This window comes from Azonexus sp. IMCC34839 (assembly GCF_047047955.1).
Taxonomy (GTDB): domain Bacteria; phylum Pseudomonadota; class Gammaproteobacteria; order Burkholderiales; family Rhodocyclaceae; genus Azonexus.
Genome location: NZ_CP150631.1, coordinates 901,399 through 914,067 on the forward strand (window position 1 = coordinate 901,399; position 12,669 = coordinate 914,067).

Below are 12,669 nucleotides of genomic sequence, written 5' to 3' on the forward strand. Positions count from 1 at the left end.
CGAAATTTGGCATTTTGGGGCGGTGCACCGCAGCAGCCGCCCCCGCTCCCTCAGGGATAAAGCCCGCGCGTTTCCCGTGCCGCCAATACCCGCGTACAGCCGATGACGAAAGCAGCCGTACGCAGCGACAGCTTGCGTTCTTCGGCCAATTGCCAAATGGCGTTGAAGGCTTCGGTCATGATGCGATCGAGGCGGGCATTGATTTCATCCTCGCTCCAGAAATAGCTGGAGAAATCCTGCACCCACTCGAAATAGCTGACGGTCACGCCACCCGCATTCGCCAAAACATCCGGCACCACGGTGATACCGCGCTCGGCCAGGATGGCCTCGGCCTCCGGCGTCGTCGGGCCATTGGCCCCTTCGACCACGATGCGCGCATCGATCTGTCCGGCGTTATAGCGGTTGATCTGCGATTCCAGCGCTGCCGGCACCAGAAATTCGCAGGGCAAGGCCCAGAATTCCTCGTTGCCCAACGCGTCGGTACCCGGTGCGCCCAGCAGGCTGCGGTTGGCCGCGTAATAGCTGCGCAGAGCGGCAACATCCAAGCCGGCCGGGTTGTACACCGTGCCGCTCACGTCCTGGATGGCGATGACCTTGGCCCCAGCCTGGGCAAACATGCGGGCGCTGGCTTCGCCGACATTCCCGAAGCCTTGCACGACGACACGAGCTCCATCGAGTGCGACTCCGAGCCGACGCCCAGCCTCGCGCGCTGTAACGAAAACGCCGCGCCCGGTAGCATCCTGGCGGCCCAGCGAGCCACCGAGCGCCAGGGGCTTGCCCGTGACGACACCGGTCACCGTTCGTCCCTCGCCCATCGAATAGGTATCCATCATCCAGGCCATGACCTGGGCGTTGGTGTTCATGTCGGGAGCGGGAATATCCTTATCCGGCCCGATCATCGAACTGATTTCACTGGTATAGCGTCGGGTCAGCCTTTCCAGTTCGGCCAGCGACAACTGGCGCGGATCGACCCGAATGCCCCCTTTGGCACCCCCGAAGGGAACGTTGACCACGGCATTCTTGATGGTCATCCAGCCGGACAAGGCCATGACCTCGGACAAGGTGACATCCTGGTGATAGCGAATGCCGCCCTTGCCTGGCCCGCGCGATGTGTTGTGATGCACGCGGTAGCCTTCGAAATGGGCGATCTCACCGTTATCGAGGCGGATCGGCACATCGACGATGAGCGAGCGCTTCGGCCGACGCAAGGTCTCGACCCAGGGATGCAGTGCCGGTTCGAGCAAGGGTGCGACCTGCTCGATCTGGTGCAGGAAAATCCGCCATGGCCCGATGTTCTCGGACGAAATGTAGGAAGGCAGCCGAGTCTGATCCATGTTTGCTCCTCTCATGAACCCAAAGTCATCAAGGTGGTGTTGCCGCCGGCCGCAGTCGTGTTGGTGCTGACCACGCGTTCGGCAAGCATACGGTAAAGCGGATAGGTTTCACCATCGCCGTTGGTGCGCAGAATAGCGATGATGGCCCCGGGTTCGGCAGCGGCACTGCATTCGATACGCCCCCCGTCGCCATCGAGCAGAATGCCCTGCAAACCTCGGTATTCGTTTTGCGGCATAAGGCGGATATTGGCCAGCAACTCTGGCGGCAGCATGGCTGACAAGCGCTGGCCGTGCTCCCCCTCCAGCAACGCCGCGCTATTGCCCGTGGCATACACCGCAGCCAATTGGCGAAGCAGCGCTTCAAGATCGCTCGCCACACACAGCCAGCGCCCGCGCGACTCGAAGCGCAACTCATTGCGTTCCCCCGTCGGGCCTGGCAAGGACACGCTCCGGCCGAGCAAGGTTTTCTCCGCATAATCGGTGCACAGCCGGGCGATATCGCTCCAACCGGCCGCAAAGGCCCATTCGGCAAAAACCCTGAATGGGGCTTGCGGCGACAGCAAAACCTCGTTGTCGCCACTGAGCAGCATCCTCGCCTCCAGTTGCTCGCTCCCGGCCAGACCATGCAAATAGAGCGGCCCGCCAGCCTTTGGCCCGGTGCCGGAAAGCCCCTCGCCGCCAAATGGCTGGACGCCGACGACGGCCCCCACCATATTGCGATTGACGTAGAGATTGCCGACATGCGCCGTATTGGTCACCAGCGCCACCGTTTCGTCGATGCGGCTATGCAAGCCCATGGTCAGGCCATAGCCGCTGGCGTTGATCTGCTCGATCAGGCGCGGCAGCTTGTCGGCAGCGAAGCGCAAGACATGCACGACCGGCCCGAAGACTTCGCGCTGCAGATCGGCCAGCGAATCGATCTCGATCAAGGTCGGCGGCACGAAGCAGCCCGTCGCGCTTGCGTCAGGCAAGGGCAACTGGAATACCGCTCGGCCACGCTGGCGCATCCGCTCGATATGGGCCAGCAAGCAGTCGCGAGCCTCCTCGTCGATCACCGGGCCGACATCGGTGGCGAGTTGTTGCGGATCGCCGATCACCAGTTCCTGCATGGCATCGCGCAGCATGCTCAGCGTGCGCTCGGCGATGTCGGTTTGCAGACAGAGGACGCGTAGCGCCGAGCAACGCTGGCCGGCACTGTCGAAACCGGAAACCAGCACGTCCTGCACGACCTGCTCCGGCAAGGCCGAGGAGTCGACGATCATGGCGTTCTGTCCTCCCGTTTCTGCAATCAGGCGGACGTTGCCGCGTTGGGCGATGCTCTGGTTGATCAGCCGGGCAACCTCGGTCGAGCCGGTGAACACCACGCCGCGCACCCGCGCATCGGCCGTCAGCGCGGCGCCGACGACCTCACCGCGGCCGGGCAAAAATTGCAGTACATCCGACGGCACCCCGGCTTCATGCAGCAGGCGGACGGCCAAGGCGGCAATCAGTGGCGTCTGCTCGGCCGGTTTGGCCAGCACCGGACTGCCGGCAGCCAGCGCCGCGACCACTTCGCCGATGAAAATCGCCAAGGGAAAATTCCATGGGCTGATGCACACCACCGGCCCCGGGGCCGTGGCCGGCACCTGGAAATTCGCCGAAACGAGCTGTGCACCGTAGTAACGGCAAAAATCCACCGCCTCACGCACCTCGGCCACCGCGTTGCTCCAGGTCTTGCCGGCTTCGCGCTGACACAGGGCGATCAGTTCGTCACGCGTCGCCTCCATCAGGTCTGCCGCACGCAACAGGCAAGCCGCACGCTGAGTTGGGGCCACAGCGTGCCAGCGCTCGGCGCAAGCGGCCGCATTGGCCAGCGCGCATTCGATGGTCGCCAAATCGCTGTCGCTGACATAACCGACGATCTCGTCACGCCGGGCCGGATTGCGGATTTCGCTGCGCCAGCTGGGCCGTGCCGTAACGCCAGCGACTGCCGGCTCGGCAAGCCAGCGCCGCTCGGAAAATCGATCGGTCGCCGCGTGCACCGCAGCAATCTGCCCCTCATCGCTCAGATCGACACCCTGCGAGTTTCGCCGACCGTGACCGAACAATTCGCCGGGCAAGGGAATCGCCGGATGGCGCCCAGCTCCGTGTCGTTGGATGGATAGCAACGGATCTTCGACCAGTTCATCGATCGACACCGCCGGATCGACGATTCGATTGACGAAGGAGGAATTGGCGCCGTTTTCGAGCAGGCGGCGCACCAGGTAAGGCAACAGCGTTTCGTGCGTGCCGACCGGCGCATAGATACGGCAGGGCTTGCCGGGCGTACCTTCGACCACGTTGTCGTAGAGCGGCTCACCCATGCCGTGCAGGCACTGGAATTCGAACTCATCGACCCCGCGCACCCGCGCCATCTCCCAGACGCTCGCCAGCGTGTGCGCATTGTGCGTGGCGAATTGCGGGTAGATTGCCGGTGCCGCCGCCAACAAGCGGGCCGCACAGACGAGATAGGAAAGGTCGGAATGTGCCTTGCGGGTCAGTACCGGGTAATCGGCCAGCCCATCGACCTGGGCCCGCTTGATTTCACTGTCCCAATAAGCCCCCTTGACCAGGCGAACCATGAAGCGCCGTCCGCTGCGCTCGGCCAGGTCGGCCAGCCAGTCGATCACGAAAGGGCAACGCTTCTGGTAGGCCTGCACGACAAAGCCCAGGCCATCCCACCCTGCCAGTTCCCGGGCGGTCGCCAAGGCTTCAAAGAGATCGAGCGAGAGTTCGAGACGCTCGGCTTCCTCTGCATCGATATTCAGCCCGATGTCGTACTGACGGGCCAGTTGCGCCAAGCCAAGCAGGCGCGGCAGCAACTCGGCCATCACCCTTGCGCGCTGGCTACGCATATAACGCGGATGCAAGGCCGACAGCTTGATCGAAATACCTGGCCCATCCTTGACACCGCGCCCGGCGGCAGCATGGCCAATCGCGTGAATCGCCTTTTCGTAGGCGGCCGCGTAGCGCTCGGCGTCTGCTGCCGTCAGCGCGGCTTCGCCCAGCATGTCGAACGAATGGCGGTAACCCCGTGCGACATTGGCTTGGCTACGATCGAGTGCTGCATCGATGTCCTCGCCCATGACGAACTGCTGGCCGAGCAGGCGCATGGCGAAATCGACGCCCTTGCGGATCAGCGGTTCGCCGCCTTTGCGCACCAGGCTGCTCAAGGCAGTGCCCAAGGCACCATGCGATTGCGTGGCGACCAGCTTTCCGGTCAGCATCAGGCCCCAGGTCGCTGCATTGACGAAGAGCGAACTGCTGCCGCCGAGGTGAGCCTTCCAGTCGCCATGGCTGATTTTGTCGCGAATCAGCCGGTCCACCGTAGCCGTGTCCGGAATGCGCAACAAGGCCTCGGCCAGGCACATCAAAGCGACGCCTTCCTGACTGGACAACGAGAATTCGTGCATCAGGTGATCCACCCCGCTGGCCTGGCTGCGCTGACGTCGCACCGCTTCCACCAGTTCCCGCGCCTGCCGGGCGACGGCCTGACGGTCGTAAGCGACACTCGCCAATTCATCGGCCAGGGCCAGCACATGGCTGTCTTCGGCACAACGATAGGCCTGGCGGATTTTGGCCCGCAGATCGCCGCTCATCGTCATGCCTGACCTCCCTGCAAATGACGAAGACTCAGGGTCGCGCTGTCCTTGACCTCTTCCATCACCGGATAGCTGTGGGTTTCGCGTATGCCTGGAATCCCGGACAGCACCGCGCCGAGAAAATTCCGGTACGACGTCATGTCGGGGACTCGGACCTTCAGCAAGTAGTCGAAACCACCGGCGACCATGTGGCACTCCTGAATTTCCGGAATGCCCTGCACGGCTTCGCGGAAATCCGCAAAGGCTTGGGCGGAGGTCCGATCCAGGCTGATCTGCACGAATACCGTCAGGCCCAAGCCCAGTGCCGGCGCCGACAAGCGAGCAACGTAGCCGGCAATCAGCCCGGCCGATTCGAGCGCCTTGACCCGTTCCAGACAGGGCGTGGCGCTGAGCCCGACCTGGCGGGCCAGAGCGACATTGGTAATCCGGCCATCGGCCTGCAAGGCGGCCAGAATGGCCAGATCGATCTGATCAAGTTTGAACATCGTTGTCTCCGAATAATCGTTTAATCGGCCAGCTCGCCAGCCCGTGCATAGGCTGCGGCAACGCCATTCGCCAGAATCCCCGGCAGCGCCCCTTCGTGCTCCATCGCGGCCAAGCCTGCCTCGGTGGTCCCCCCCGGGCTACACACCGCGGCACGCAGTTCCCCTGCTGAACGGGCATCGTTGGCCATCAGGCTGGCCGCACCGATACAGGTTTGCCTGGCCAAACGGGCCGCCAGTTCGGGGGCCAGGCCATTGGCCACGCCAGCTTGGGCCAGATGGTCGACGATGGCAAAGAAATATGCCGGCCCGCTACCGGCCACGGCCGTGGCCAGGTCGATCTGTGTTTCGCTATTCACCCAGGCCACTTCGCCGACGGCAGCAAACAAAGCTGAAGCCAATTCGCGGTCGCTCTCGCTCAGCCCCTCGCCGTACAGCGTGCTCATCCCCTGCCCCACGACAACCGGCAAGTTCGGCATGGCGCGCACCAGGCGGCGATGGCTTCCCAGATTTTGGGCAAGACGAGCCAGGCTGGCACCGGCGGCGATCGACACCACCAGGGCATCGCGACAAACTGCGAGGAAGCCGCCCAAGGCTTCACCCAAGACCTGCGGTTTCAACGCCAGCACGACGATGCTTGGGCGCACATCGGCGACATCCTCGATCCGGCTGTAGACACGCACGCCGCTATCGCTGGGCAACAAGGAGCTGGCCCGCGCTGGGTCGCGATCGATGGCCACGACCTCAGTTTCTGGATGGCGGCGGGCATAGCCTCCGGCCAGGGCAGCGCCCATGTTGCCGCAACCGATGAACAGAACAGTTTTTTTCTCTGCCAATTGAATCTCCTTTGGTAGAAATCACCACAACCAAACTTTGTTTGCCACAGCTTATTCGACCAGGAGTCAACAATCAAGAACAAAAACCCAACAAATTTTCAAATCTCAGATTAATAAACCATACAAATAAAAATACAAAGCACAAACAACGTTATATGAGAGAAATTTAGCGTTTTATTCTGAAAAGCGAGCCAAAAAATCGCTTTTCCTCCCCTATTTCCGAGACAGAATTTCATGGCCAACAGCGGAGACCCTTATCCGATCGCGCTTATGCCAAAATGAACACTTATCGGCGCAATTTTTTTTGCATTCCTGTTGTAAAAAAACTCCCAACCGCTTCGCTTACCAGGAGACAAATGTGACTGCCCTGCTGTCCCACCCCGATCCCGATGGCCTGCTCGAATACTCCGTCGTCTACACCGACCGCGCGTTGAACCACATGTCGCAGCGCTTTCAGGGCGTCATGAAGGACATCTCCCGCCTGTTGAAGCAGGTGTACAACGCCCAGGCCGCCGTCGTGGTGCCAGGCAGTGGAACCTTCGGCATGGAAGCCGTGGCCCGTCAGTTCGCCACCGACCAGAAGGTGATGGTCATCCGCAACGGCTGGTTCAGCTTCCGCTGGACGCAGATTTTCGAGATGGGACGCATTCCTGCCGACAGCATCGTGCTCAAGGCTCGCCAGGTCGGCAGCGGCGCCCAGGCACCGTTCGCTCCCTGCCCGCTCGATGAAGTCGTCGCCACGATCCGCGCGCAAAGACCGGCCGTCGTCTTTGCCCCGCACGTTGAAACCGCTTCCGGCATGATCCTGCCCGACAGTTACCTCAAGGCCGTCGGTGCCGCCGTGCGCGAAGTGGGCGGGCTGTTCGTGCTCGACTGCGTGGCTTCCGGCACGGTCTGGGTCGACATGCAGCAGAACGACGTCGATGTGCTGATCAGCGCCCCGCAAAAGGGCTGGAGCGCCTCGCCGTGCTGCGCCCTGGTCTGCCTCGGCGAGCGCGCCCTCGCCCGCATCGAGCAAACCACCAGTACCAGCTTTGCCTGCGACCTGAAGAAGTGGCTGCAGATCATGCAGGCCTTCGAAAACGGAGGTCATGCCTACCACGCCACCATGCCGACCGATGCGCTGACCACGATGCGCGACGTGATGCTGGAAACCGAGGCCTACGGTTTCGCCAAGGTGCGCGAGGAACAATTGGGGCTCGGCAGCCGCGTACGCGAACTGCTCGAATCGCGCGGTTTCCCGAGCGTCGCGGCCGAAGGTTTCCAGGCCCCGGGCGTGGTCGTCAGCTACACCACCGATCCCGACATCCAGTCCGGCAAGAAATTCATCGCCGCCGGCCTGCAAACAGCGGCCGGCGTGCCGCTCCAATGCGACGAAGGCCCGGATTTCCGGACCTTCCGCATCGGCCTGTTCGGCCTGGAAAAGCTGCACAACCCCGAGCGCACCGCGGCCAACCTGGCCAAAGCGCTCGACTCAGTGCTCGCCTAAGTATTTCTTTTCGCCCGCCGGCACGCGGAACGGCAACCAGTTCTCGGGCGGCGGCAGCGGGCAGGTGGCAAATGGCGTGAAGGCACAGGGTGGGTTGTAGGCACGATTGAAGTCGAGCACGATCCGCCCGTTTTTCGCCGGGAGCGCCTTCAGGAAACGACCTGCCCCGTAGCTTTCCTTGCCGCTCGTCCGGTCGCGGAAAACGAAAAACACTTCCCTGTCGCTTTCCGACATCGGTAGCAGCTCAACCGACTGCCCGTCCACCGTAAAGACCGCCTTGTGCCGGACTTCGACTGCCTTCAGTTCACCGGTCACATTCGGTACCTCCATCGTCAGCGGTGGCGACAGTTCCGCCCAGTCGGCTTCGTAAACCCAAGCTGCATCCTCGGGAAAATAGTCGAGTCCGGCGAATGCTTGCCGGCTGGCCCAAGCGAGATCGCGCACCCGCGCCGCTAGGCGCCCTTCTCGCTCGACGATGAAAAATGCCAGTTTTTCGATGTGCACCGCAGCAGGGGCTCCACTGCGGTCGGTTTCCAGTTCCTGCGCTTCCAGTCCGTCGGCCTGCCAGAAAACCCGTGTGCCTTCGACGCGCAAGCTACCGGCGAACGCCGGCCCGGCAGGCAAACAGACAACGGCGTTCTCCGCGCTGCCGACGGCATTCAAGCCATCTTCCAGCCAGAACAATCCGACCAGGCCAAGCCAACTGTCGGCTGCAGACAATTCGGCATGGCGGGCAGCCTGCCAGCGTGAAAGATCGGAAACTTGGTATGAATTGCTCATTTGGTCATCTGGAACTAAATTGGCAAAATAATGATCAACTTCAATACTGCTTGAAGCCACATATTCTCAAGGAGCTTCCATGAAAAAATTGCTCATCGCTGGCTTGCTCGTCGGCGCATCGGCAATCGCCAGCGCTGCCGACATCAATGTTAACCTCGGATCGGTCCGCGTCGATGCCCCGGGTGTATCGGTCACTTTTGGCAGTCGCGACAACCGCGGCTACTACTGGGATGGTTACGAATACCGCGACCCCGATTACTGGCGTCGTCACGACGGTCCGCGCGGCGAACGATACTACACCGGGCGCGGCGACCGTGGCGTCCCGCATCAGGATGGCGGCCATTGCCCGCCGGGCCAGGCCAAGAAAGGCCGCTGCTGATACTTGATCGGATCTAAAACAAAAGGGGCTGCGGCCCCTTTTTCTTTGCTGGCAAGCGCCGCATACCTTTCGCAGTTTCAGATCTCAAGCCCGAGCAATAGCCCGAGGACGCCAAAGGTCGAAAAACCGCTGGCCACGATGAACAAGATGAATATCCGCTGCCATACCCGTGCCGGCCGAATCAATTCCGCCAGCAGATAAACCAGGCAAGCGAGCGCAATTCCGCAAAACCCGGCGCCGATGGCAACGATCACCGAAAACGGTGCGACTCCCATGAAAACGAAAGCCAGCAACAAAAGCAGATTGCCCGCCATGGTGACGTACCTGGCCCACAACATTCTGAGTTTGTCTCGCGGGGTGAGTATTTTTGGCTCGACCGCCAACGCCATCGGAAAGCATGCCTGCGCCAAAAAGAACAGGCCAAAAAGTACGGGTAGCCCTCCAAACAGCGCAAATGCGACGACAGGCCCCCACGTATTCTGAAAATCGGCGACGATTGCCCGATCGGGTTGCTCGGCCCGGTAGCGGACCATCACTGGGTCGCCAATTTCCTTGCTTTGCTGCGACCCACCCAAACCCAAGACGCTGTGCTCTTCGCCATTCGCAGAAACGAATCCGACGCGAGGCGCGTAGGTCACGCTGACTTTTCCGTCAGCATCCTTGCTGCTTTGTTCGACAAACTCCAGCAGACGACCTTCGACAGCCGTGGTCCCTCGTAATTGCTCCGCCCGATCGACGCCTACACTGACCGCAAAATAGGAGCTCGTCAGACCAATGATCAGGCATGCGACGGCAACCCCTCGCTCGAAACCGCCTTTCAACCCAATGAGCCAGCCGATCAACGGGCCAGCAAACAATGCGCCGAAGAACCAGAGAAATCCTTGATCGATCAGGGTTTCGTCCATCGCAAATCCAGATACGGAGATTCGTCTAGACTAACCGCCGTAACCTATCCCGGCAATCGGTTTGGCTGGGATATCTTGCAAGGTCTTGAGCGAGAAAAAGAAACGGCGGGAATTCCCGCCGTTTGCATTTCAACCGACTTTCGCTTTTACGCCTTATTGAAGCGGATGATGCCGTTTTCGCAACTGACCCTGATCGTATCCTTGGCGGCGAACTTGCCTTCCAGAATCGCCCGCGCCAGCGGATTCTCGAGCTGCTGCTGGATCGCCCGCTTGAGTGGTCGCGCACCGAACACCGGGTCGAAACCGGCCTTGGCCAGTTCGGACAAGGCGCTGTCGTCAACCACGATACCCATCTCCAGTTGCGCCAGGCGTTTTTCCAGATAACCGAGCTGAATGCGCGCGATGCCCGCGATATTTTTCTCGTCCAGGCTGTGGAAGACCACGACCTCGTCGATCCGGTTGATGAACTCGGGACGGAAATAGGTCTTCACCTCGGCCATCACCGCCACCTTGATCACGCCGTAATCGTCGCCGGCCATCTGCTGGATCATCTGGCTGCCGAGGTTGGAGGTCATGACGATCACCGTGTTCTTGAAGTCGACGGTGCGGCCCTGGCCGTCGGTCATGCGGCCATCGTCCAGCACTTGCAGCAGCACGTTGAAGACATCCGGATGCGCCTTCTCGACTTCGTCGAGCAGGATCACGCTGTACGGCTTGCGGCGCACGGCTTCGGTCAAGTAGCCGCCCTCTTCGTAGCCCACATATCCCGGCGGTGCGCCGATCAGGCGGGCGACCGAGTGCTTCTCCATGAACTCGCTCATGTCGATGCGGATCAGGTGTTCCTCGCTGTCGAACATGAACTCGGCCAACGCCTTGCAGAGCTCGGTCTTGCCCACGCCCGTCGGGCCAAGGAAGAGGAAGGAGCCATACGGACGATTCGGATCGGCCAGACCGGCGCGCGAGCGGCGGATGGCATCCGCCACCAGACGCACGGCCTCGTCCTGACCGACTACACGGTTGTGCAGCTTCTCTTCCATCTTCAGCAGCTTGTCGCGCTCGCCCTGCATCATCTTGCTGACCGGAATGCCGGTGGCGCGTGAGACCACCTCGGCGATTTCCTCGGCCCCAACCTGGGTGCGTAGCAGTTTGTTCTTCTGCTGGCCACCGTCGCCGGCGGCCTCGGCCGTCTTCAGCTGGGCTTCGAGTTGCGGCAGCTTGCCGTATTGCAGCTCGGCCACTTTCTCCAACTTGCCTTCACGCTGGAATTTGGCGATGTCTGCCTTCAGGTGGTCAATTTCTTCCTTGATCTGGGCGGAACCGAGCACGGCCGACTTCTCCGCCTTCCAGATTTCTTCCAGATCGGAGTATTCCTTGGTCAGACGTGCGATTTCGTCCTCGATCAGGCCGAGACGCTTCTGCGAAGCCTCATCCTTTTCCTTCTTCACCGCCTCGCGCTCGATCTTCAGCTGGATGATGCGACGGTCAAGCTTGTCCATCGATTCCGGCTTGGAATCGATTTCCATCTTGATGCGGGCAGCGGCTTCGTCGATCAAATCGATGGCCTTGTCCGGCAGGAAGCGGTCGGTAATGTAGCGGTGCGACAACTCGGCAGCAGCCACAATCGCCGGATCGGTGATGTCGACACCGTGGTGCAGTTCGTACTTCTCTTGCAAACCACGCAGGATGGCGATGGTCGATTCGACGCTCGGCTCGTCGACCAATACCTTCTGGAAACGGCGTTCCAGCGCGGCGTCCTTCTCGATGTACTTGCGGTATTCGTCCAGCGTCGTCGCACCGATGCAATGCAGCTCACCACGCGCCAAGGCAGGCTTCAGCATATTGCCGGCATCGATGGCGCCTTCGGCCTTGCCGGCCCCAACCATGGTGTGGATTTCGTCGATGAACAGGATGATGCGGCCTTCGTCCTGGGCCACTTCCTTCAACACGGCCTTCAGGCGCTCCTCGAATTCGCCGCGATACTTGGCCCCAGCCAGCAGGCCGGCCATGTCGAGGACCAGCACCTTCTTGCCCTTCAGGGTTTCCGGCACTTCGTCATTGACGATGCGCTGCGCGAGGCCTTCGACAATGGCCGTCTTGCCGACGCCCGGCTCGCCGATCAGCACCGGGTTGTTCTTGGTGCGACGTTGCAGAATCTGGATGGCGCGACGAATCTCGTCATCGCGGCCGATCACCGGGTCGAGCTTGCCTTGAGCAGCACGTTCGGTCAGGTCGATGCAGTATTTCTTCAACGATTCGCGCTGGCCTTCGGCTTCCTGGCTATCGACGCCCTGTCCGCCGCGTACGGCCATGATGGCCGCCTCGATGGACTTGCGGGAGAAGCCATGCTGCTTGGCGATGCGCCCGGTTTCGTTCTTGTCGTCACAGAGGGCAAGCAGAAACATTTCGCTGGCGATGAACTGGTCGCCACGCTTTTGCGCTTCCTTGTCGGTCAGGTTCAGCAAGTTGGCTAAATCGCGCCCGACCTGAACATCGCCGCCATGCCCTTCGACCTTGGGCAGACGGGTCAGCGCCTGTTCCAGGTCACGCTTCAGTCCCGGCAAGTTGACGCCGGCACGTGAGAGCAAAGAACTCGTACCGCCGTCGTCCTGATTGATCAACGCCACAAGCAGATGCTGCGGTTCGATGAACTGCTGGTCGTTGCCGAGCGCCAGGCTTTGCGCATCGGCTAAAGCTTGCTGGAATTTGGTCGTGAATTTATCCAGACGCATGGAAGTCCTCCAAGGACGATATTTCAGATGTCTCGGAGATGGGGGTGTTCCTCGCAATTTCAAGCGATTGCGAAAAATGATCAAAACCCGCCAAATTCATGGGTTTCTGCGCACT

The 12,669-nt window shown here is 61.2% G+C and carries 9 protein-coding genes; 2 read left to right on the top strand and 7 right to left on the bottom strand.

Annotated features, from left to right (window positions below; genetic code table 11):
• Positions 1-50: 50 nt before the first annotated feature.
• Genes WIF35_RS04560 through proC form a run of 4 tightly spaced genes read right to left on the bottom strand, consistent with a single transcriptional unit; the run spans position 51 to position 6,272 of the window.
• Positions 51-1,334: a Glu/Leu/Phe/Val family dehydrogenase gene (locus tag WIF35_RS04560; RefSeq protein WP_412480382.1), complete on the bottom strand. Its 1,284-nt coding sequence runs from the start codon at positions 1,332-1,334 to the stop codon at positions 51-53.
• A gap of 11 nt (positions 1,335-1,345) precedes the next feature.
• A complete protein-coding gene (gene putA / locus WIF35_RS04565) occupies positions 1,346-4,957 on the bottom strand; it encodes a bifunctional proline dehydrogenase/L-glutamate gamma-semialdehyde dehydrogenase PutA (RefSeq protein WP_412480383.1) in 3,612 nt (1,203 codons plus the stop codon).
• A complete protein-coding gene (locus WIF35_RS04570) occupies positions 4,954-5,439 on the bottom strand; it encodes an Lrp/AsnC ligand binding domain-containing protein (RefSeq protein WP_412480384.1) in 486 nt (161 codons plus the stop codon). The genes putA and WIF35_RS04570 overlap by 4 nt, the downstream gene beginning before the upstream one ends.
• A 20-nt stretch (positions 5,440-5,459) precedes the next feature.
• Positions 5,460-6,272, bottom strand: a complete 813-nt coding sequence (gene proC / locus WIF35_RS04575; protein WP_412480385.1) for a pyrroline-5-carboxylate reductase — start codon at positions 6,270-6,272, stop codon at positions 5,460-5,462.
• 358 nt (positions 6,273-6,630) lie between these two features.
• Here proC and WIF35_RS04580 point away from each other — a divergent pair, with 358 nt between their 5' ends.
• Positions 6,631-7,761: an aminotransferase class V-fold PLP-dependent enzyme gene (locus WIF35_RS04580; RefSeq protein ID WP_412480386.1), complete on the top strand. Its 1,131-nt coding sequence runs from the start codon at positions 6,631-6,633 to the stop codon at positions 7,759-7,761.
• Here the strand turns inward: WIF35_RS04580 and WIF35_RS04585 are convergent.
• The gene (locus WIF35_RS04585) at positions 7,747-8,541 is read right to left on the bottom strand and encodes a DUF1684 domain-containing protein (protein WP_412480387.1); all 795 of its coding nucleotides are present in this window, start codon (positions 8,539-8,541) and stop codon (positions 7,747-7,749) included. The genes WIF35_RS04580 and WIF35_RS04585 overlap by 15 nt on opposite strands.
• Before the next feature lie 79 nt (positions 8,542-8,620).
• On the opposite strand from WIF35_RS04585, the gene WIF35_RS04590 reads away from it, so the two are divergent.
• On the top strand, positions 8,621-8,920 hold the full coding sequence (locus tag WIF35_RS04590; protein ID WP_412480388.1) for a DUF2502 domain-containing protein: 300 nt from the start codon (positions 8,621-8,623) through the stop codon (positions 8,918-8,920).
• Between the two features lie 77 nt (positions 8,921-8,997).
• Here WIF35_RS04590 and WIF35_RS04595 read toward each other — a convergent pair whose 3' ends face one another.
• Positions 8,998-9,825, bottom strand: a complete 828-nt coding sequence (locus tag WIF35_RS04595; RefSeq protein ID WP_412480389.1) for a DUF3592 domain-containing protein — start codon at positions 9,823-9,825, stop codon at positions 8,998-9,000.
• A gap of 146 nt (positions 9,826-9,971) precedes the next feature.
• Positions 9,972-12,554, bottom strand: coding sequence for an ATP-dependent chaperone ClpB (gene clpB / locus WIF35_RS04600; RefSeq protein WP_412480390.1), 2,583 nt, complete (start codon positions 12,552-12,554; stop codon positions 9,972-9,974).
• Positions 12,555-12,669: the final 115 nt, after the last annotated feature.